Raw genomic sequence first — 22,621 nt, 5'->3', positions numbered from 1 at the left:
TTATGAAAAGAATATATTTATTAAATATAATAGTTTGTTTTTCTTTTGTAGCTTTATTTACAAGTTGTGAGGAAGAACTCGATCTTAGTAACCCTACAGCACTTTCCTTAGAGGAGTTACTACAAACCGATAATGGATTTAAACTATTGGCGAATGGTATTTTAGATGCCTACCAAAAAGTTCCGGCAAACGAATTTTTATTAACCGAGTTAAGATCGGATAATGTAAGAGCAAATACAGAAAACGGAAACTTTCCAGCAATTAATGCTTACAATGTAGACCCAAATAATGGCGATGTAGCTACCTATTATTCTAATAATATGGCTGCCATTAAGCATGCCAATACTATTATAGATAACCGATTTTTAGCTCCGGAAGCATTTCAATATACAGTAGGGGAAGCTTATTTTATGAGAGCGTTATGCCATTTCAACTTAGTAAGAGCATATCAAAATATTCCTTATGTAGATAAGGTTTTAGATATAACTAAGGAAGAAGCTTTAAACTATCCTCAATTACCTGAGGCTGAGGTTTACGAGAAAATTATTGATGATTTTAAAACATCAATTGCTTATTTAAATGGCGTGGCACAAAATAGATATCGACCTTCTGAGGGGGCAGCTATTTGTTTAGCAGCAAAAGCATATTTAAGTCAACCTACCCCTAATTATACAGAGGCAGAACTTTTATTGGCATCTGTTGTAGAAAACAGTAGCACTTATAAATATGAACTGATTTTTACAGAAAGAGCAAGTGCCAAACAATTGGAACTTAATCCGGATCCTATAAATAATATTGCGGACGTTTTAACAGATGAAGAATATACTGCTAATTTGATCATGAATTATGGTCATATATTTGGAAATGCAATTTCAGATGGGTATTCAAATGGTAGACTTACTGGTGCCTGGTCAAACAGTACGGCACTCGAAATTAACAATGAAGTCATTTTCTCGATTGCTTACGATCTTGTTAATAGCGATAACTATGCAACCAGCGATAGCGGTTTAGACGATCAGGTAGAAACCGATTCAGAATCACATAGTTTTGCCATGACTTTACAAGGGCCATCTAATGGTGTAAATATTGCTTCACTTGACTTTTTAGGGGTTATGACCCCAGAAGAGCAACCAGTGAGATTCTTTGCCAGTATAGATGAGTTGTCTTATAACCCAACAGTGTTAACAAACGATACTTTTAATGCTAAATTCCCAACAGATGGTGAGATTGGGGATAATGATTGGATTGTTTTAAGATATGCCGATGTCCTGTTGTTATATGCAGAAGCCATTTTGGCTGGTGCCGATAGCACTACAGACCCAAGAGCTGTTGAAGCTTTTAATCAAGTTAGAGCAAGAGCAGGACTTGAAGAAGTTGCTAATTTAACAAAACAAGGGTTGTTAGATGAGCGAAGAGTTGAGTTTGTATACGAAAATCAACGTTTGTACGATTTAATAAGATTTGGTGAAGCCGATGATGTTTTAAACCAGTTTTCGAACGCAAACAATTTGTTCTATACAAATGAAAAGAAATACCTTCCTTTTCCACAAAGGGAAATAGACAATTTACCTAATTTTTATAGACAGAACGACGGATACTAAAAACTTATAATTATGAATAAATATTTGACAAAAATAAAATATATAGTTTTAGGTACATGTGTAGCTATAGCTTCTTGTGTTAGTGATGATTTAGCAGAGGTTGGCGATTTAGAAGATATTACAGGCCCAACACCTTTTTATAATGTGACGGACGTGACTACTTCAAAATTTGACTGTAATGATGTTGAATTGTGGGCTAAATATGATTTTAAGTTTCAAGCAGGTTCAAATTTGGCTGTAAATGGTACAAAATATCAATGGGTCATTACACCTTCTGATGGCGTAACATTAATAAATAAAAACTTACCCGTTTTAAAGCAATCAATTGATGCTGAGTTGGCTACCATTGTAGCAATAGAGCAGCAAATTGCAAAACTGGAATTTAAAATACCTTGCGAATCTAACCCCGATAAGGTTACTGTGTTAGAGGCAGAAATTGATGCACTCGAAGTTCAATTAGATGCAGCAAGAGCAGGGCTTTCAGATGAAGTTTTACAAAAAGTAGCTGATTTAGAAAGTCAAATCTCTGCGTTAGAAGCAGCAACATTAGAAGATCGGGAATTAATCTTTTCTTTCCCTGGTCCAGGTGAATATAAAGTTGGTTTAACGGTAACAGATAACCTTGGTAAATCAGATTTTACAGAGAAAACAATTACTGTTAATCAGGCTATACCAACAATTCCAATACCTGAGATTGCAGAACCTGGTTTTGAAGACAACAGTTTGTTCGATGGAACAGGTGATGGTAGAGATTCCTGGAGAGCTCCAAGTAACAGTGCCTGGAGTCCACTAGGAGGAGGTACTACGGTAATACAGATTAATACAAAATCTGAAGAAGGTATTTTACCAGAAGGTACGCAAGCAGCAAAATTCCCATCAGATGGTGCTAGAGTTGCTTATCAGGAAATAAGTGTTACTCCTGGAGCAGAATATGTACTAACTTACTTTACTGCTTTTGAAAAGAATAGCTCTGGAGAAATGAAAGTATCTATATTAACTCCAAATACTTCTAGCTATGCAGAAGCTCAATTGGAGGAGAATATTATTGCTTCAAGAACAGATACCAATGCGGGAAGAGTAGACGATGTTTTCAAAAAACATGCTATTACATTCGAAGCAGGAGAAAATGAAACTGTAATAATCTTTGCAACAAATTCAGGTGTAGAGAGTAGATTGGATTCATTTGATATAACAGTAAAACAATAGTAAAGTTCTAAAATTTAATATTATGGTTTATAATAAATTAAATAAAAAAATCAATAGAAGCGTTTTCGCACTATTGTTTATAACTTTGAGCCTTATATCATGTTACGATAGTGGTCACGAAGATTTCGTACCACCAACTGGAAATGTGAACAATATACAACCAAATACACTATTTACTACTAGTGCAGGTGCTAATGATAATTTATCGGTAGTATTTAGAAGCTATTCAACAGATGCAGCTTCGTATTTATGGGATTTCGGAGATGGCAATACATCAACAGAAGCCAATCCAGATTATACCTATGCAACAGGTGGCCTATATACCGTGAAGCTAACCACAACAAGTTCTGATGGTTTAGTAGCGGAAGCTTCATCGGATGTGGCACCTATTTTTGTTGGTTTTAATCACACTGCTGTAGACTCCGAAGTAACTTTTGAAAACCTAACTTCTGGAGCCAGTAAACTGGTTTGGGATTTCGGTGATGGAGACACTGTAGAGTGGAATTCTGAAGAAGACACAGAAGATGATCCTAAGTTTAATCCCGTACACATATATGCTTCGGCAGAAACTTTTGTAGCAACGCTTACAGCCACTAACTTTTTAGGAGTTGAGGTTTCTGTTTCCAAAAACATAGAAGGATTGGTATTATCTACAGTTCCTAATTTTACGTTTACAACGTCATCTCTTACGGCAAACTTTACAGATGATTCAATTTTAGCAGTATCACATAGCTGGGATTTTGGAGATGGTAATACCTCTACAGAAGTTAACCCTTCGCACACTTATGCAGTTGCTGGTACATATAATGTAACATTAACAACAACAAACGCTGCTGGTGTATCAAAAAGTATTGTTAAAGCCGTTCCAGTTGGAGGTATTGAACCTACTTTTAAAGCTATAGTTCTAAATAGCGCATGTAATGATCACACATCTAATACGGGTGATAATGCAGATGCTTGGGATATGACACCTAATAGTAAGGTTATTGATGATGCTCTGGGAGAAATAGATAGCCCTTATAGAGCGCTTTGGAATAATACAGCTTTACAAGATTGGCTTGCAACTAATTGTGGTGATGCTGATGAGCAACCAGGTTCTACAAGTGATGGTAACAAATTTGGACCAGATGCCGGCGGCGGCAGAGGTGTAAAGATAAACGAAGCTTGTCGTCGACTTTATCAAGTTGTAGATGTAGAAGTTGGTGTAGAATATACTTTTACTATCGATTCGCGTTCAGAAGCTGCTGGTGTTAATTCAGAAGTATTCATTTTGAATAATGAAATTGCTAGCGAAGATGCTATTAATACAGAAGCTGCACGCGATACCAATGCAGATGCTTATTTTCTAATTGATAATGATTTTAATAGCTCTAAATCGTCTAGTACCAACGACACATTTACAACGACTACATTTACATTTACACCTTCAACAAATAAGGTTGTAATATATGTTAGAGCATCAAATGCCGTAGATAGTAGTAATGAAGTGTTCTATGACAATATAGATATTATTACCCCTGGATTTTAATTTTAAAACATAAAAAATATATTCAGTACGATAAGTTATAGTAAAGCAAAAAATTAAAAATGAAAAACTTCCGAATAGAAATATTAAGTATTGTATTAATAACATTTCTAGCTGTAAGCGCTGCTTGTAAAGCACAAACAGGTAGCGCTTCAGATTCGGATGTTAAAGTTGAAAAAAAGAAGAAGAGAAGAAAAAAGAAAAAAGTAAAACTTCCCAATATAGATTTAAGTCATTGGAAAGTTACTTTGCCGGCAGTTAAAGAAAACGGTAAGCCTTACGAAATTAGTCCGCCAGAGATTCTGGATTTTGCATCAAGCGACATAGCAAAACCTTACATGTATATAGATTCTACCAAAGGCGCAATTGTATTTCATGCCATGCCAACCAAATCGAAAACCAGGAATACCAAATACACGAGGTCGGAATTAAGAGAGCAGATGGAGCCTGGCAATAATAATGTGAATTGGACCTTTAAGCAAGGCGGTATCATGAAGGCTAAAATAGCAATGGATGAAACCTCCAGAGATTCTAATGGGAAGTACCATAGAACTATTATCATGCAAATCCATGGGCGTTTAACTAATGAACAGCGTGATTTGATTGGTGAAGATGATAATAATGCACCGCCAATATTAAAAATATATTGGGATAAGGGAAAAATTCGCGTAAAGACAAAAGTTCTTAAGAATTTAAATGCCTCAGAGACCGAAATACTTCATGAAGATGCCTGGGATAATGATGAAGGCTTTAACTTCGAACAAGAAGTAGGGTTTAATAAGTTTACTTTAGAAGTAAAAGTCTCCGATGGTAAAATGGTAATTATACTAAATGGAAACGAATATAAGGTGTACAAGAGTGTCCATATGAGAAGATGGGGCGTTTTTGAAAACTATTTTAAGGCTGGAAACTATTTTCAGTCTAGAGATGAAGGAGCTTATTCAAAAGTTAGATTTTACGAATTAGAAGTAAGTCATTAAATAATTAATTAAAAGTGATCATTTTAAAAAAACATAACATCATATTAAAAAAAGCATTCCTGGGAATCATGATACTTCTTATGGCTTTTGGTTGCCATAAAAGTAATGAGGATCCTCAACAAGAAGCTGACAAGGAACAAGTTGTAGATGAAGAAGAACCCAATGAAAAAGAAGAAACAAACGGCAATACATCATACAAATTACCAAATATAGATTTAAGTCACTGGAAAGTAACACTGCCTATAGGTAAGCCAACCGAGGTGAAACCTCCAGAAATTTTAGATTATGCTACCAATGAAACTTTGAAACCGTTTTTTTATAACGATTCTGTTAATGGAGCACTGGTGTTTTATACTTATCCGGGCGCTTCAACCGCCAATTCATCTTACTCAAGAACAGAGCTAAGAGAGCAAATGGTACCTGGTAGTAACAGTACAAACTGGACGTTTGCAGAGGGCGGAAACATGGAAGGTGTTTTACAAATGGATGATATTTCGAAAGATGCCGATGGTAAATACCATAGAACGATCATTATGCAAATTCACGGAAGGTTAACCAATGCGCAACGTGATTTAATAAGAGAAGATGACAACAATGCACCACCTATGTTAAAGATTTATTGGAACAATGGATACGTGAGGGTGAAAACGAAAGTATTAAAAGATTTGAATGCATCAAGTACAGAAATATTACATACCGATGCTTGGGGCGATGACAAAGGACATACCTTTTCGACACACGTAGGCTTTGATAAATTTAAATTGGAGGTTAAAGTTGAAAATGAGAGAATGGAAGTGATTTTAAATGATGAAGAATCTATAGTGTACGACGATATACATATTAAAAAATGGGGTGTTTTTGAAAACTATTTTAAAGCAGGAAATTATTTGGTAACAAAAGATAAAAACGCCTTTTCGAAAGTTAAATATTACGAATTAAAAGTAACCCATTAAAGAATTAATTTATAGCAAAATTAAATGAATTTAGTAATAGTTTGAGTTTGTTTTTGGTTGGATTATACTGGCTATTAAAGTCAGTATAATCTGACTCAAAAAATTAAAAAAAGAGTGATGTTTTTTTTAATTTTATCATTACGGTTAAACAATAGGCTCAAGAAGAATAATTTACGAGTGAAAATAATGTTTATAACTAAAAAATAAAGGCATAAATAACTAATCTATACGCGTTATATTAGCGCCAAGAAATTGAAGTATAAGGTAAATATAAGCACATGAAATTGGAAATACTTACAGTAGGAGATAACAGAGAAATACAAAACTCTATAATTAGTAAAATTAAAGAGTTAATAAACTATAAAAATCTGGAGCCGGGGGATAAATTACCTTCCGAGCGTATGTTATCTGAGAAATTTAAGGTGAGTAGAAGTAATGTTAGGGATGCCATTCAAAAATTAGAGTTTTACGGATTGTTAAAATCCATTCCTCAAAGTGGAACATTTGTCGCAAACATTGGTGTGGTTGCTATGAACGGAATGATAGAAGATATCTTGAGATTAGAATCTCAAGATTTTAAGTCGCTGGTAGAAACAAGAATTTTATTAGAGCTAAAAACTGTAAAATTAGCATCTTTAAGACGTACAGAAGAGGATTTAAAACATATTAAAGAAGCCTTAGATGCTTACGAGAAAAAAGCATTGTCGGGCGAAGATGCCGTACAAGAAGATTTGTTGTTTCATTTGGCCATAGCAAAAGCAAGTGGTAATAGTACTATGAATACATTTATGTTATCTATTACCCCACAGATCATTATCGATTTTGAAAAATATCATGTTTGCGATATAGATCAAGCCTTTGAGGGCATTAAGGAACATACAGAGATTTACGAAGCTATTAAAAGCAAAGATCCTAAATTGGCAAAACAAAAAATGAAAGACCATTTTAGAGCGTTGTATCAGTATTGTTATAATGTAGAATAAATATAAATCGTAGAAGCTAGGAGTGCACGCCTTGGTTTCTGTGTAAAAAAATAAAAATAAGGAGGGAAGTGAATACTTTAAGGTATTTCTTCACAAAAGTAAAATAGCTTTTATGGTAACTCGCTGTAGCCAATTAAAAAGCTATGATTTAGTAAATAGTTTATTTAAATCGAAGTACTGGTTTAATCAGTAGAGGAACACTATTGTCTAAATTTTAAGATAAATAATTAAAAAACATTTAAGTATATGAAACTAAAAGGTTTAAGATGGTGGGTAGTCGGATTAATTGCCCTTGCCACTATTATCAACTATATCGATCGCCAGTCGTTAAGTGTACTATGGCCAGAGATCGCAAAAGATCTCTACCCAGACAGTTCGGCTGATGAACATAAATCAATATACGCTTATATCTCAATCATTTTCGTGTTTTCCTATGCTTTTGGTCAAGCCATATTCGGGAAAATTTTTGATTGGGTTGGTACACGTATAGGGTTCGCGCTTTCTATAGGAATTTGGTCAATAGCAACGGCATTACATGCTTTAGCTAAAGGCTTATTGAGCTTCGGGATATTCCGTGGAATTTTAGGTATAGCAGAGGCAGGTAACTGGCCCGGAGCAACCAAAGGGAATGCCGAGTGGTTCCCCACTAAAGAAAGGGCCCTGGCTCAAGGAATTTTTAATTCGGGCGCAGCAATAGGTGGTATTATTTCTATTCCGCTAATTGCCGCTTTAACAATTTATTTTAGTTGGCAAGCCATATTTATACTGGTAGGTTTAGCAGGTTTATTGTGGCTAATTCCTTGGATGATATTAGTAAAAGCACCACCTAAATCGCACCCATGGATCACAGAGGCAGAACGGCAATATATCCTTACAGGTCAAAAAAATCAGGATGCCGATGCCGATGGCGATTTTGAAGAAGAAGAATATAATCCAACAGTAAAAGAGATGTTATCGCGAAAAGAAAGCTGGGGTGTCATTGTAGCTTCAGCAGTGATCGATCCTATTTGGTGGTTATTCGTATTCTGGATACCAATTTACCTTTTCGAGGTTTATGGTATGGATGTTAAAACCATTGGGATTTATGGATGGGTGCCTTATGTAGGAGCCATGATAGGTGCTTGGACTGGAGGTTTGTTAGCTCAAAATCGTATAAAAGCCGGTTGGACGGTCGATAAAACAAGAAAGTTAGTAATTACCTTAGGTTGTTTAATCATGTTACCAGCGCTATTGGGAATGGCTAGCCCTGGAGGACCAGTAATGGCTGTAATAATAATGGCGGTTATTTTATTTGGATTCCAAGTAGCTATAGGAAACGTACAAACCTTACCAAGCGATTATTTTGGAGGTAAGACAGTAGGTACATTGGCAGGGTTTTCGGGTATGGCTGCAAAATTAACGGCGGCAGGTTTAACATATTTGGTTCCCATATTAACAAAAGGAGGTCATTACACACCGGCTTTCATTATTGGAGCTGCCTTAGCTATTATTGCTCTTGCAAGCATTTGGATATTATGTGGAAAAATAGAGCCATTAAAAAGAAAAGTTTAAAGTATAAGAATTCAAAATAAAAATCATAAAATAATTAAAACAAGTTAAAAGATATGAGTAGTTTAAAAGGAAGCGTAGCAATAATTACAGGTGCTACAGGAGGTATTGGTTTTCAAGTGGCAAAGAGACTCGGTCAAGATGGATATACTGTAATTTTAAATGGTATTGAAGATGAAGTTGGGGCAGAAAAAGTTAAAGAACTTGAAGCTGAAGGAATCACAGCCGAATATTATGGATTTGACGTTACTAATGAAGAAGCAGTAACTTCAAATATTAAGAAAATTGGTGAGAAATACGGTAAAATAGATGTTCTTGTAAACAATGCAGGAGGCTTAGGCGGAAGATCTAGATTTGAAGATATGACCACCGAGTTTTACAGATTTGTAATGGCATTAAATTTAGATTCAACATTTTTTGCATCAAGAGCGGCCATACCATTTCTTAAAAAGAGTGATAATGCTTCAATAATTAATTATACATCAAATGCAGGATGGAATGCCGGAGGACCGGGAGCTGGAATTTACGGTACATCTAAGGCTGGCGTGCATACCATTACAAGAGCATTGGCAAAAGACCTTGCAGAATACGGAATTAGAGTAAACGCCGTGTCTCCAGGTACAATCGATACGCCATTTCACGCGCAAATTAAATCGACAAAACCAGAAGTTTTTGCTTCCTGGAAGAACAACATTATGTTAGGAAGATTAGGGCAGCCAGAAGAAGTGGCAGGCGTAGTATCATTTTTAGCAAGTAAAGATGCTTCTTTTATTACTGCAGAAACTGTTCAAATTGGTGGCGGACAAGGTCTAGGAATATAAGATTAAATAATGGGTAGCTTTTAACTAAGTTATCATAATAGTGAAAATCTCTTTGTCGCAAATTTATTTGTGGCAAAGAGATTTGTTTTTTATATCAAGATTTCAGGAAGAATAAAACGTAGAGACATTAATTTCACGAAATTGCTGATAGTTCCAATTATTGATAATTTACAAATTAGTAAATTGCATTTACTAATTTGTAAACGTACGTTAAAAAGATACAATAAGCCATGCTCTCCTCTTTATTTAAAGAGAATGAATTCCAATTTTGATAAAAATTGGAAGAAAGAGGAGTTTTATTAAAAATAACAAACAAATATAACCCTCCGAATCCCGATCACATCGGGATCCACCTCCCTTTTAAAAAGGGAGGAACACCTTGAATTCTTAAGCAAGATTCATGTTAAAGTTAGTACCAAATTAAACTTAGCTGAAAGTCTAATTCGTGAACAGGGTTAGTACGGAGATACGGCCATATTGAGAAGCCATTCGCGTAAACTAATGTCTTAAATACAGTTGAAGATCAGGTTAAGCAACTACGAATCTTTAATATTAGAAGAATCCCTAACAATTAATTCGGCATCCAATATTATCTTATTTAATGTTTGTTTAACTACAGACTTCTTGGAGTGTTCTAAAAATGTTTTGGCAGCCTGTTTTCCAATTTCGGAGCTATGCTGATTTATACTTGTAATAGTAGGCGTTACCATAGCAGTAAAAGGTTCATTGCCAAAGCCAACCAAAGCAATGTCTTCGGGGACTTTAATATGTTGTTCATTTAGCACTTGCAACGCCCCTAAGGCAGCATAATCACCAGCAACATAAACAGCATCCGGTCTGTTTTCTAAAGCCAATAACCGAATCATTTTTTCCCTTCCATCTTCTGTAGTAAGGCTACTTTCAATTAATAGTTCATTTTCTAAAGGAAGATCGTGTTTTTTTAGTGCATCAATGTAACCTCTAATCCTATTGTTAAAAATACGAGTACGCTTAAAACCGCCAATATGAGCAATGCGTTTACAACCCTGCTCTACTAAATGATTAACAATTAAATGACTGCTGTCATAATCGTTAATCCCAATATAATCGACATTTAAATCGTTTTCCCCACGATCGAACAAGATTAAAGGAATTCCTTTGGATTTAATTTTTTCGTAGTACTCTAGGTCGGTTGTTTCGTTAGCCATAGAAGCGATAATACCATCAACTTGAGTAAATAAAAGCGCATCAATATTATTGCATTCTTTTTTATACGATTCGTTGGATTGGGTTATAATAATATTGTAACCTTCTTTATTTAATTCCTCTTCCATATTTTGAATCACAGAAGAGAAAAAGTTGCTATTCGTTCTGGGTACAATAACGCCCACCAGATTACTTTTTCCTTTACGCAGGGCACTAGCGAGGTGGTTGGGCTGATAGTTTAAATTTTTCGCAACTTGCCTAACCGCTTTTTTGGTTTTTTCGCTAATACGGGAATCATTGTGAAGCGCTTTAGATACCGCAGCAGGAGAAATGTTTAAAACATTTGCTATATCTTTTATTGTTGATTTTTTTTTATTACTCAACTTTTTATATATATTTGCTTAATCGATTAAGCAAATATATTCTTTTAGTTTAAGAAATCAAAATATCTAAATTTATTATAAGGTTAAGAGGTTTTGATTTAGTTCTTTAAAATATTGCTTAAACGTTTAACTAAAACTAAGAATTATTTAAATAAGAATTAAAAGATGAGTAAAGTAGTAACGTTTGGAGAGATCATGTTAAGATTAGCTCCTCAAGGATTTTTAAGATTTTCGCAAGCAAATAGTTTTGATGCTATTTATGGAGGAGGAGAATCTAATGTAGCTGTTTCTTTGGCTAATTACGGAGTTTCTGTTGATTTTGTAACACGTTTACCAAAAAATGATATTGGGGAGTGTGCCATGATGGAAATGCGTAAAAGAGGTGTTGGTGTAGATAAAATTGTTTACGGTGGTGATCGTTTAGGAATTTATTTTTTAGAAACCGGAGCCGTTTCAAGAGGTAGTAAAGTGGTTTATGATAGAGCTCACTCTGCCATTTCTGAAATTGAATCTGGAATGATTGATTGGGATAGTGTTTTTGAAGGTGTAGAGTGGTTTCATTGGACAGGTATTACTCCTGCGATTTCTCAAGGTGCTGCCGATGTTTGTTTAGAAGCTGTAAAAGCTGCAAGCGCAAAAGGCATTACTATTTCTACCGATTTAAATTACCGTGCTAAATTATGGAAATACTGTGACGGTGCACATAGAGAAGCGGTTATGACTGAGCTTACATCTTATTGTGATATTGTATTAGGTAACGAAGAAGATGCCGAAATGCACTTTGGTATCAAACCAGAAGGTATTACAGTTCAAACTCAAGGACATGATGTAAAAGCTGAAGCTTTCCTTTCTGTTTGTCAACAAATGATGGAAAAATTCCCAAGAGCTAAAAAGGTAATTACAACCCTAAGAGGTTCTATATCTGCATCTCATAATACATGGGCTGGAGTTTTATATGATGGTAAGAAAATGTATGAAACACGTCAGTACCAAATTACGGATATCGTTGATAGAGTAGGTGGTGGTGATAGTTTTATGGGTGGTTTAATTTACGGATTGCTTAAATATCCAGAAGATGACCAAAATGCTTTAGACTTTGCTGTTGCAGCATCATGTTTAAAACACACAATAAAAGGTGATGCTAACTTAGTTACTGTTGCAGAAGTAGAAAAATTAATGGGTGGAGACGCTTCAGGTCGCGTTGCACGATAAATTATAAGATATGGCACAATATACAAGAATAGAAGTTGCAGAAGTTATGAAAAGCACAGGACTGGTTCCTTTGTTTTACAATAGCGATATAGAAGCAAGTAAAAAAGTATTAAAAGCTTGCTACGATGGCGGTGCTAGATTACTGGAATTTACAGCTCGAGGTGATTTTGCTCACGAAGTTTTTGGAGAGTTAGTAAAATATGCGATTAAAGCATTGCCCGGTATGATATTAGGTGTTGGTTCTGTAACCGATGCCGCAGCAGCCTCAAGATTTATGGCTTTAGGAGCAAACTTTATTGTAACACCTGTTTTAAGAGAAGACATTGCTATTGTTTGTAACAGAAGAAAGGTGCTATGGTCTCCTGGTTGTGGTACTTTAACCGAAATTACCAGAGCAGAAGAGTTGGGTTGCGAGATTGTTAAATTGTTCCCTGGCGATATTTACGGACCACAATTCGTAAAGGGTGTAAAAGCGCCTCAACCATGGACGAACATTATGCCTACAGGAGGTGTGTCTCCAACAAAAGAAAATTTAGAAGCCTGGTTTAGTGCTGGTGTAACCTGTGTTGGAATGGGATCTAAATTGATGGCTAAAGATGCTAACGGACAATTTGATTATGCTAAAATAGAAGAGAAAGTAAAATTTTCTATTGATCTTATTAAAGAAGTTCGAAGCTAAATGTTAAGAATATCATAATAATATTCCAATATTAAAAGCCTTCTTGAATACAAGAAGGCTTTTCTTTTTTTAATGCCTGTAAATTTGTTACTTTTGGCTGCAATTAGAAAAATAATTACCTAAGCAAACCGTTTGTAATTGAGATTCTAATTACTTATTTCGAATTGATTATATAAATTTTATAAACTAACAAAAACTGAAAAAAGAACATGAAAACAATAAAAATTTTAAGCCTATCAATTGCTACTTTGTTCGTAGTTTCTTGTAATAAAGGGAATTATAATAGTACATCGTTAAAAACAGAATTAGATTCTGTTAGTTATGCTGTTGGAATGGATATAGCAAGAGGTGTAGGAAGTAGCTTTGATGAGATTAATAAGGATTTACTTGTACAAGGATATTTAAATGCGTCAGATTCTTCTAAGCTTCTAATAGAAAAAGATAAGGTGCAACAGTTTCTTCAAACGTATATGATGAAGAAGCGTGAAGATATGATGAAGAAGCAAAAAGAAGAAGCGTTGAAGAAAGCCGAAGAACAGTTTGGAGCAAATAAAGCAGAAGGAGAAAAGTTTTTAGCAGAGAATATCTCAAAAGAAGGTATTGAAACTACAGAAAGTGGTTTGCAATACATTGTTTTAAAAGAAGGAACGGGTGATAATCCAGTAGCAACATCGAAAGTTAAAGTACATTATCATGGAACCAGAATTAATGGCGAAGTATTTGATAGTTCGGTAGAAAGAGGAAAACCAGAAGAATTTAAGTTAAATGCTGTTGTTTCAGGATGGACAGAAGGAATTCAGCTTATGAACCTTGGTGCTAAATACAAGTTCTTCATCCCACAAAATTTAGCATATGGTGCTTTTCCACGTCAAGGTGGTAAAATTAAACCATTTGATGTTTTAATATTTGAAGTAGAACTTTTAGAGATAGTTAAGTAATATAAATAAATTTAAAAATAGCCCGAAAAAACATTATATTTTCGGGCTATTTTTTTAGAACTAATAACTACTACTATTTTATTCTTTTTTTTATTTCTTTTTTATATAAATCATTTATTGATTTATGAATAGTTGGATTACCAATTAAAATCACTTTATTTTCACTATCTAATAAGAATGTTTTCAATAATCTATTATCAGGAAAATTATTTTCTTTAACTATTTTTTCCCCGTCATCTTGAAAATATGGGTATTGAAATTTTAATGTTGAATTATTCATATCGTTAAATTCCATTAATTTATTAAAAGTGTAAATTATAAAGACAAACCCAACTTGACTTGTGTCAGTTTCTTTAATATAACTTTTCCATGCTTTTAATTCATCATAACATATACTACAGTCACCATTAATTACTGTTAATATTTTTATTTTTTTCTTTAAAGGATTAGTTTTTTTTTTGATATAATTTCTTATTAAACTATCTTTAGGTAAAGTCAATTGTTTACCAACCCAATTATTAACTTCACTATTTATTTCTTTGTTTTTTACACAACTTAGGTTAATAAATAGTAACACTATTAAAATATAATATATATTTTTTTTTAAACTCATATGCTCATTCTAATTTATATTTAACTATATAAGGTGAGCCATCACCATAAGAAGATGCATATAATAAATTGTTTTTTTCATCTAGAGCAATTGAGGTAACATCTTGATCTAATCTGTATTTTTTTATGGCATTACCTTCCCAATCAAACACATAAATCATATCGCATAATCTAGCTTTATTATAAGATTCTTTAGTAGTTCCTACTGGTTTACCACTGTAAAGTATATAGATATAGTTTTCAGATGTGGTTGCACTCATAAAACTACGTCTATTATTACTTGAATATTTAGATTTAGCATGTGTTTTTCCGCCTTCAGTAACTTGTTCGTTGTTCTCTTTCCACCAGGATAATTCTTTTCTTTCTACATCATCATTTTTTATGGTGACAATTCCCATAATTTCAGAATTAGATTGAATATATATAACTTTAGGTTTTGATGGATGGCTAAAAAAGTTAGCTTGATTCCCCAATGACCCTCCTGTATCATATTCATATTTTTCTGTACTAGCTTTTGTTTTAATATTATATAAACCGATAGGGGTTTTATAAGTTCCACCTATTATATAATTTTTGCAATATGTATTTATTAAAAACTGTGTATCGCTTAATTTTATTTCAAATTTTGATAATGGTTTGTTAAGTTCTTTTCCTTTTTTTAAGCTATCTATGCTATATATATGATAATTAGAAGAATTTCTTATGTATATTTTTTTTGAAAATTTGTCTACAGAAACTTTTGAAAAGGGTATTTGGAATTCATTTGGACCTCTCCCTTTTTTTCCAAAGTTTTGGACTTTATTATTTTTTAAATTAATAATTTTCATAGTATAATCAGGATTTCGATCATTTATAATTAGTAAGCTATCTACAAAAATCATTTCTGGAATTTGACTAAAAAATGTTTCTGAATCATATTTCAACCTTACTTTATCCGATTTTAAGTCGACAGTTTTGACTTCTGTAAAATAAATTTCAAAATCTTTATTATAGGTTTTGGAGCAACTTATAAGAATTGAAACAAATATTAAATACTTTTTCATTTACTTGTAATAATTATTTAAAGAAGTAAATGTTATAGTACATTTACTTCTTTTATTGTAAACTAGTTATTTTTGTAAAATTAATTACATGGATTCCATGGGCTGGGATCGTATCTTACAAATTTGCCATAATATGTATCCCCAGCAATTGTCCTACCACATATAGCAACGATTTCATCAGTGCAAGTTAAACATCCTCCTCCCCAGAATTCAGCATTTGCAGAGTTTAATGCTAAAATATTATCTAAAGTCAAATCGTTTTGATTTAAATTACTCGTATTTGTATTAAAGGTTATTACAGCGAAAACAAATAGTCCTAATGGAGTTATAAGTTTGAAAAAAGTATTTTTCATATTATTAATTTTAATTCATAAAAAGAGAAATTCTCTTATACTTTGTTTTTAACTAAAAAGTCTATTTTAAGGATATGCTACTTTTGAAACATATATGATTACTTAAAACTTTAAATAATCATTAACCTATATTATAAATAAGGTTTCCTTTGGTGTTTTATTGAGAAGTTTGTGCCATATAACCTATTTTAAATTAAAGAATCGAACAAAGTAAAAATACTAGAAGGACAAAATTTGTCCTTTTGCTAATCTTTAATTGATCTAAATAAGGAGATTAAAAAAATAGAATTTGTATGCTTATGAAATATATTTTATTAATGTTGGCATAGGTTTTTGATAAAATTAATAGAATGACATATTGATTGAAATAGAGCAAATATTCCGTGTAAATAAGAATGGAACATTTCTTTTCTTAATATTAAAAAATATTTTAAATTATTAGTACGGATAAGAATAATAATCGTTCAGTAAATGAATGAGACCCATCATAGTTCGAGGCTAGTCAAGTTATAAAATAATGGACAGAATGTTTAAAAGTATAATTATAACAAAATAAACAATTCAAGATTGTAACTTTGCGATACCAATTTAGTTATAATGTTGTATAGAAAACAAAATTGTTTTTGTTCTATAATACGGAGATTGATTTGAACAGTTTTAATTACAGGAACTTCAAACGAGGAAATGGAATGAAAAATGAACGGATTTAATATGTTATTTTATAATTAAATTGTTATAACATATGGATAATTAAGATTATATGAGTCACAAAGCAGGTTTTGTAAATATTATTGGTAACCCTAATGTGGGTAAGTCTACATTGATGAATGCCTTTGTAGGGGAAAAGTTATCTATTATTACATCTAAGGCACAAACCACACGTCATAGAATTTTAGGTATAGTAAATGGAGACGATTTTCAAGTAGTGTTTAGTGATACACCAGGTATTATAAAACCAGCCTACGAGCTACAGGAATCTATGATGGGATTCGTAAAATCTGCCTTTGAAGATGCAGATGTATTGCTCTACATGGTGGAAATAGGAGAACAAACGTTAAAAGACGAAGCTTTTTTTAAAAAAATAACAAGTTCGAAGATTCCGGTGTTGTTGCTTTTAAATAAAATAGATCAATCAGATCAGGGACAATTAGAAGCTCAAGTGCAACTTTGGGCAGAAAAAGTTCCAAATGCAGAAATTATCCCTATTTCGGCATTAGAAGGCTTTCAGGTAAATGAAGTGTTCGATAGAATTGTAGAATTGCTCCCGGAGTCGCCACCATTTTATCCAAAGGACCAATTAACAGACAAACCAGAACGATTTTTTATAAATGAAAGCATCAGGGAAAAAATTCTGCTTCATTATAAAAAAGAAATACCCTATGCCGTTGAGGTAGATACCGAAGAATTTTTAGAAGAAGAAAACATTATAAGAATCCGTTCGGTTATCATGGTAGAACGCGAGACACAAAAAGGAATAATAATCGGGCATAAAGGAAGTGCATTAAAACGTGTAGGAGTAGAGGCCAGAAAGGATTTAGAAAAGTTCTTTGGCAAGCAAATCCATATAGAGCTTTATGTTAAAGTAAATAAAAATTGGAGAAGCAATCAAAACCAGTTGAAACGTTTTGGTTACAATCAATAGATAATCCTAATAGTATCTTCTTAATAGGATAACATTCAATTTAAATACAAGTTCCATATTTGGAATCTAAAAGATAACCAGGTATGAAACATTCTAATAAACTGTTTTTCGCAAGTTTAGCTCACCATGCCATGCTTAAAAGAGGCTTTGCACTAAGTGTAAAGTCCATCTGGGCTACTATAAATAGCATTTCAAATTTAAATTCGTCCTTTAATAGAGCTTCAATAAGATGCTTCTTTTTTGTGACTTCAAATAATATTCCTAAAGCTGTCTGCTTTTATAAAGACCTTCAATAATGTTAAGTTAGTTTATTTTATTGAGTTTTAGTTAGTTGTTAAGCACCTTAGTTTTAAGATTGAGGTGCTTTTTCATGTGTTATAACTCGACGCATGAAATCATTCAGCTCACGCATTTCATTTTTGCTTGAAGCTTTCCCGATACTACCGGCAAAGTATAAAACAACCCAAACAATAATCATTAAGAGCATTAAACTAACCTGTATAGCATAGGTTTTATCTAAAGACCAATTTGTGTAAGCCCATATACCAAAAGCTATAAATAAGCCAGCAACCACAAAATGAAGAAACATAAACATGGTCCAAACCGTTGGATTAGGACCAAATAACCCATAAAGTAAACTGGAATTTTCGTCAATAGAATCAATTTCCAAATGAAGTTGAGGCGACCAAAAATGCTGTTTTTCTTTCGGGAATTTAATAAAGACATGATTGTCTAATCGCGTTACAATAAATTCAGATTGCTGGGCTTTTAAGACTTCAAAATCTTTCAAAATAGACTCATTGTTTTTATTAAGTTCCATTTTAAAACGGGGTCTTAAAACAATATCATTGGCAGTTGGCATATTATTAGCGTTTTACGCTTATTAAATTACTATTTTTTTATTAACTGCAAATACTTTTAATCTTTATAAAAAAGAACACTAGGTAGACTATATTTCCTATTTTTGCAAAATATTTCCAGCAGGGAGTATAAACAAATCAGTTTTAGACTGTTGTATACCATTTATAGATTATGAGCAATATAGTAGCTATAGTAGGAAGACCCAATGTAGGGAAATCAACATTTTTTAATCGTTTAATACAACGAAGAGAAGCTATCGTTGATGCCGTGAGTGGTGTTACAAGAGACCGCCATTATGGTAAAAGCGACTGGAATGGTAAAGAGTTTTCGCTTATAGATACAGGTGGATACGTATTAGGAAGTGATGATGCTTTTGAAGCCGAAATAGACAAACAGGTTGAGTTGGCTATTGATGAAGCTGATGCTATTATTTTTATGGTAGATGTTGAAAATGGTGTAACAGGTATGGATGAGGATGTTGCCAATTTGCTCCGAAAAGTAGATAAACCAGTTTTTCTAGCAATTAATAAAGTTGATAACGCAAAGCGTTCTGAAGATGCTGTTGAGTTTTATTCTTTAGGGTTAGGAGAATATTATTGTATTGCAAGTATAAACGGAAGTGGTACAGGGGAATTGCTCGATGCTTTAGTTGAAGCATTGCCTGAAAAAGAAGAAGTAGTAGAGGAAGAGTTGCCTCGTTTTGCAGTAGTTGGTCGCCCTAATGCTGGAAAATCGTCATTTATAAATGCATTAATTGGTGAAGATAGATATATAGTAACAGACATAGCAGGAACAACAAGAGATGCTATAGATACCAAATACAACCGTTTTGGTTTTGAATTTAACTTAGTTGATACAGCCGGGATACGCAGAAAATCGAAAGTAAAAGAAGATTTAGAATTTTATTCTGTAATGCGTAGTGTTAGAGCCATTGAGCATGCAGATGTTTGCCTTTTGGTTTTAGATGCTACCCGTGGTTTCGATGGTCAGGTACAGAACATATTTTGGTTGGCCGAGCGTAACAGAAAGGGCATCGTTATTTTAGTTAACAAATGGGATTTAGTAGAGAAAGACCATAAGTCGGTAAAGGAATACGAGAAGGCCATTAAAAAGCAAATAGAGCCCTTTACAGACGTTCCGCTCATATTTATTTCTGCCTTGTCCAAACAACGTATTTTTAAAGCTATAGAAACAGCTGTCGAGGTTTATAAAAACCGTTCTAAAAAAATAAAAACAAGCCAGCTTAATGATGTTTTGCTTCCAATTATAGAAAATTACCCGCCACCGGCATACAAAGGCAAATTTGTAAAAATTAAATACATTATGCAGTTGCCAACACCACAGCCACAGTTTGCATTTTTCTGTAACTTACCACAGTATGTAAAAGACCCTTACAAACGCTTTTTAGAGAATAAACTTCGTGAACACTTTGATTTTAATGGTGTTCCGGTAAGTGTTTATATGCGTAAAAAGTAGTTTGATTCGTCTACTACTTGTTAAAATGAATACATATTCTAGGCTATTCTAACAAACCCCTCATTTTTTAATACTAAACCCTAATAAACGATCAAGTTTGTTTATTCAGTATATTATATTTGTTTAAAACTTATTAGATATTGAAAAGAAGTCTTTTAATTTTATTCATTATAATACTTTCTATAAATGCATATGGGCAGAAAATTATTCACAAGCCAGATTATATTTATGGTAATGTTTCCGGTAAAGTAGAAAAAGTAGAACTTACAGAAAAAGAAACGATACTTCATTTTCATTTAAAAAAGCCTAGAGGAGGATGGGTTTACATCCCTAGCGAAACTTATATTGAAAACAGCTTAACTAATGAAGGTCGTTTGTATGTTATTAAAGGAGAAGAGGTTGGAGTGGGCGAAAAGTATTATTTATCACGAACAAATGAGATAATATATAAACTATATTTCCCCGCCTTAGGAAAAGATGTTAAAAAGATAAATTATGGTGAATCTAACCTAAAAGGCAATAGGTTTATATATAAATTAGATGTTTCTAAAAATGGTTACCGCTTTAAGTCAGACAGATGGCATAATACGCGAGAATACATAAGTAGTAAAAAGAAATCTTCAATAAATAATAAAGACAAACAATTAAGAGAAGTTAAAACGGTGAAAACTGATGGAGACATCTTTCCCAAAGATCTACCCAAAGATTTTTTTGGTAATTGGTATGATAAATATGGTACACTTATATTAATTACAACACCGGATTACGTTGTTTCTGATTTTAGAATTCGATATTATGTTGATATTCAAAAAATTGGAAATAATAAATTTAAGATTGAAACTACTGCAAACACTTTTGAAATTTTAAGTCTTGATAATGAAAATATGATCATTAGAACAGACAAATTGACCAATTTAAAAAGGAAACCAGATACTAACGTACCCGAATTCATTAAAGGTCATTGGATTAATAAGAATGGAAAAGGGAAGCTTACCGTGTCTGAAAATTTATTTTTTTTCCACAAAACACCCGAAAATATATTGAGCAACGAAAAAAAATATATTGATCATGTGGCGGTGTCTAAATCAGACGATGCCATTTGGTTTATATTATATGACCAGGGAAAATTTAATATGTACATCGCAAATAAAATAAACGGCAACTATGTGTTGGGGCCCAGAGGACATATGGAAACTCAATACAAAAAGATAAAATAATAATAAACAAAGCATCCTTATTTGAAACTAAAAAGCATATTCTTTTTATCTGTACTTTTTCTTCCTATAGTATTATTTGGACAGAATTTAAGTCTGCTGCCTTCACAACTCCCAGAACATATTTTGGGAAGTTGGGTAGACGAGAAAAATGATATAGCGCTTATCGTTACTCAAGAATACATTGTTATTAAGACTGAATTATATTATTACAATGAAATAGTAAAAGAGGATGAGATTATAAACCTTACTTGTATTGATGATTTTAATGTGAAATATGTTAGTATAAAAGGAATTGATTCTACTAACATTTATTTAGACGAAGGGTATAAAATAACAAAACTATTTAAAGCTCAAGTGAATAGCACGAGTAAATTACCCAAATCGATTATGGGTAAATGGTATGCTTCTAAAAATGAAATAAAAATAATAGAAGATGAGGTGCTTTTTTTAGATGATTCATACAAATTAGATTATGCAATTTCAATAAACAACACTAAACATTATTTTGTTTTATATAAGGGTGGTGAATATTACTTTTCTTTTAATTATTTTAATGAAGATGGACACTTTTTGAGAACAAGTTTTTCAAAAGATATACCATTTAAGAAAGAATCCTTTTTTCAAAAATACTTTACAGGTTTTATTTCAATAATTATTATATCACTTTTTTTTACTGGCTATTATCTTTTTAAGTGGAAAATAGCCTTGACCAAGAAAAAAGAAGTAGCCAAACGTATGTTTATAGAAATGCAACTTAAAAGTATTCGTTCTCAAATGAACCCGCATTTTTTGTTTAATGCCTTAGGGGCTATCCAAAATTTGATAAATAAAGGAGATAGCGCTAATGCAAATCATTATTTAACTGAGTTTTCACAGCTTATGCGATTAACTCTGGATAAATCAGAAAAAGGTCTGGTACCGTTATTCGATGAAATAGAATCGATAAAAAAATACCTTGAATTAGAAAAATTACGCTTTACTTTTCATTACCTTATAAAAGTAGCCCCAGAAATAGATATACATTTAACAGAAGTTCCGGCAATGCTAATTCAGCCATTTGTTGAAAACGCCATTATACATGGGTTAAATGAAAAAAAGGGAGAAAAAAATCTGGACATTGAATTTAAAATCAAAGAAGATAATTTATTGTGTTTAATTACAGATAATGGTATTGGAATTAAAACAACCGAAACTAAAAAAGATACAGGTTTTAATAGAGAGAAATACGGATTAAAATTAGCTAAAAACCGTATTGATTTAATTAATGAAAGTTATAAAACCAATGCAAAAGTTGAGATTACAGATATTTCTGATGGTAAAGGTCGTACCGGAACAACTGTTGAAGTTTTAATGCCGTTAAGGTATTAATAAGAAAAGAAATTGCATTTAAAATGATTTAAAAA

Annotated in this window: 20 protein-coding genes; 15 read left to right on the top strand and 5 right to left on the bottom strand. The window is 32.8% G+C overall.

Annotated elements, in window-relative coordinates; translation table 11 throughout:
* The first annotated feature begins 2 nt into the window (after positions 1 to 2).
* The 8 genes from C1H87_RS08150 to C1H87_RS08115 all read left to right on the top strand — a co-directional run bounded on the left by C1H87_RS08150 (position 3) and on the right by C1H87_RS08115 (position 9,617).
* Positions 3 to 1,601, top strand: a complete 1,599-nt coding sequence (locus tag C1H87_RS08150) for a RagB/SusD family nutrient uptake outer membrane protein (RefSeq protein WP_102755336.1) — start codon at positions 3 to 5, stop codon at positions 1,599 to 1,601.
* A gap of 12 nt (positions 1,602 to 1,613) precedes the next feature.
* Positions 1,614 to 2,807 carry a PspA/IM30 family protein gene (locus tag C1H87_RS08145; RefSeq protein WP_102755335.1) on the top strand — a complete coding sequence of 398 codons (1,194 nt, stop codon included), beginning with the start codon at positions 1,614 to 1,616 and terminating at the stop codon, positions 2,805 to 2,807.
* A gap of 22 nt (positions 2,808 to 2,829) precedes the next feature.
* Positions 2,830 to 4,335, top strand: coding sequence for a PKD domain-containing protein (locus C1H87_RS23645; RefSeq protein ID WP_102755334.1), 1,506 nt, complete (start codon positions 2,830 to 2,832; stop codon positions 4,333 to 4,335).
* Positions 4,336 to 4,394: 59 nt separating this feature from the next.
* Positions 4,395 to 5,312 carry a polysaccharide lyase family 7 protein gene (locus tag C1H87_RS08135; RefSeq protein ID WP_102755333.1) on the top strand — a complete coding sequence of 306 codons (918 nt, stop codon included), beginning with the start codon at positions 4,395 to 4,397 and terminating at the stop codon, positions 5,310 to 5,312.
* A gap of 14 nt (positions 5,313 to 5,326) precedes the next feature.
* Positions 5,327 to 6,265 carry a polysaccharide lyase family 7 protein gene (locus C1H87_RS08130; protein WP_233783396.1) on the top strand — a complete coding sequence of 313 codons (939 nt, stop codon included), beginning with the start codon at positions 5,327 to 5,329 and terminating at the stop codon, positions 6,263 to 6,265.
* Positions 6,266 to 6,543: 278 nt separating this feature from the next.
* The gene (locus C1H87_RS08125; protein ID WP_102755331.1) at positions 6,544 to 7,248 is read left to right on the top strand and encodes a FadR/GntR family transcriptional regulator; all 705 of its coding nucleotides are present in this window, start codon (positions 6,544 to 6,546) and stop codon (positions 7,246 to 7,248) included.
* A 246-nt stretch (positions 7,249 to 7,494) separates the two neighbouring features.
* Positions 7,495 to 8,799: an MFS transporter gene (locus tag C1H87_RS08120; RefSeq protein WP_102755330.1), complete on the top strand. Its 1,305-nt coding sequence runs from the start codon at positions 7,495 to 7,497 to the stop codon at positions 8,797 to 8,799.
* Between the two features lie 53 nt (positions 8,800 to 8,852).
* A complete protein-coding gene (locus C1H87_RS08115) occupies positions 8,853 to 9,617 on the top strand; it encodes an SDR family NAD(P)-dependent oxidoreductase (protein ID WP_102755329.1) in 765 nt (254 codons plus the stop codon).
* Positions 9,618 to 10,153: 536 nt separating this feature from the next.
* On the opposite strand, the gene C1H87_RS08110 is transcribed toward C1H87_RS08115, so the two are convergent.
* Entirely contained in the window at positions 10,154 to 11,185 is a 1,032-nt protein-coding gene (locus C1H87_RS08110; RefSeq protein WP_102755328.1) for a LacI family DNA-binding transcriptional regulator, read from the bottom strand.
* A gap of 165 nt (positions 11,186 to 11,350) precedes the next feature.
* Here C1H87_RS08110 and C1H87_RS08105 point away from each other — a divergent pair, with 165 nt between their 5' ends.
* From C1H87_RS08105 to C1H87_RS08095, 3 genes are all read left to right on the top strand, one after another.
* Positions 11,351 to 12,397: a sugar kinase gene (locus C1H87_RS08105; RefSeq protein WP_102755327.1), complete on the top strand. Its 1,047-nt coding sequence runs from the start codon at positions 11,351 to 11,353 to the stop codon at positions 12,395 to 12,397.
* 10 nt (positions 12,398 to 12,407) lie between these two features.
* Positions 12,408 to 13,076: a bifunctional 4-hydroxy-2-oxoglutarate aldolase/2-dehydro-3-deoxy-phosphogluconate aldolase gene (locus tag C1H87_RS08100; protein WP_102755326.1), complete on the top strand. Its 669-nt coding sequence runs from the start codon at positions 12,408 to 12,410 to the stop codon at positions 13,074 to 13,076.
* 209 nt (positions 13,077 to 13,285) lie between these two features.
* Positions 13,286 to 14,014 carry an FKBP-type peptidyl-prolyl cis-trans isomerase gene (locus C1H87_RS08095; protein WP_102755325.1) on the top strand — a complete coding sequence of 243 codons (729 nt, stop codon included), beginning with the start codon at positions 13,286 to 13,288 and terminating at the stop codon, positions 14,012 to 14,014.
* Positions 14,015 to 14,087: 73 nt separating this feature from the next.
* Here the strand turns inward: C1H87_RS08095 and C1H87_RS08090 are convergent, their stop codons facing one another.
* The 3 genes from C1H87_RS08090 to C1H87_RS08080 form a co-directional block, all read right to left on the bottom strand.
* Positions 14,088 to 14,627, bottom strand: coding sequence for a redoxin domain-containing protein (locus tag C1H87_RS08090; RefSeq protein WP_102755324.1), 540 nt, complete (start codon positions 14,625 to 14,627; stop codon positions 14,088 to 14,090).
* A gap of 4 nt (positions 14,628 to 14,631) precedes the next feature.
* Positions 14,632 to 15,669: a BF3164 family lipoprotein gene (locus C1H87_RS08085; protein WP_102755323.1), complete on the bottom strand. Its 1,038-nt coding sequence runs from the start codon at positions 15,667 to 15,669 to the stop codon at positions 14,632 to 14,634.
* 80 nt (positions 15,670 to 15,749) lie between these two features.
* Entirely contained in the window at positions 15,750 to 16,022 is a 273-nt protein-coding gene (locus C1H87_RS08080) for a hypothetical protein (protein WP_102755322.1), read from the bottom strand.
* A 760-nt stretch (positions 16,023 to 16,782) separates the two neighbouring features.
* Between C1H87_RS08080 and era the strand changes: the two genes are divergently transcribed.
* On the top strand, positions 16,783 to 17,664 hold the full coding sequence (gene era, locus C1H87_RS08075) for a GTPase Era (protein ID WP_102755321.1): 882 nt from the start codon (positions 16,783 to 16,785) through the stop codon (positions 17,662 to 17,664).
* 349 nt (positions 17,665 to 18,013) lie between these two features.
* Here the strand turns inward: era and C1H87_RS08070 are convergent, their stop codons facing one another.
* Positions 18,014 to 18,526, bottom strand: a complete 513-nt coding sequence (locus C1H87_RS08070) for a GTP-binding protein (RefSeq protein ID WP_102755320.1) — start codon at positions 18,524 to 18,526, stop codon at positions 18,014 to 18,016.
* A gap of 170 nt (positions 18,527 to 18,696) precedes the next feature.
* On the opposite strand from C1H87_RS08070, the gene der reads away from it, so the two are divergent.
* The 3 genes from der to C1H87_RS08055 all read left to right on the top strand — a co-directional run bounded on the left by der (position 18,697) and on the right by C1H87_RS08055 (position 22,586).
* Positions 18,697 to 20,001, top strand: coding sequence for a ribosome biogenesis GTPase Der (gene der / locus C1H87_RS08065; RefSeq protein ID WP_102755319.1), 1,305 nt, complete (start codon positions 18,697 to 18,699; stop codon positions 19,999 to 20,001).
* Between the two features lie 140 nt (positions 20,002 to 20,141).
* The gene (locus tag C1H87_RS08060; RefSeq protein WP_102755318.1) at positions 20,142 to 21,218 is read left to right on the top strand and encodes a hypothetical protein; all 1,077 of its coding nucleotides are present in this window, start codon (positions 20,142 to 20,144) and stop codon (positions 21,216 to 21,218) included.
* A gap of 21 nt (positions 21,219 to 21,239) precedes the next feature.
* Positions 21,240 to 22,586, top strand: coding sequence for a sensor histidine kinase (locus C1H87_RS08055; protein WP_158655158.1), 1,347 nt, complete (start codon positions 21,240 to 21,242; stop codon positions 22,584 to 22,586).
* Positions 22,587 to 22,621 lie beyond the last annotated feature (35 nt).

Origin of the sequence: Flavivirga eckloniae, assembly GCF_002886045.1 — a bacterium.
Taxonomy (GTDB): Bacteria; Bacteroidota; Bacteroidia; order Flavobacteriales; family Flavobacteriaceae; genus Flavivirga; species Flavivirga eckloniae.
The sequence above is the reverse complement of the archived record's forward strand: the minus strand, read 5'-3'. Positions and strand labels throughout refer to the sequence as shown.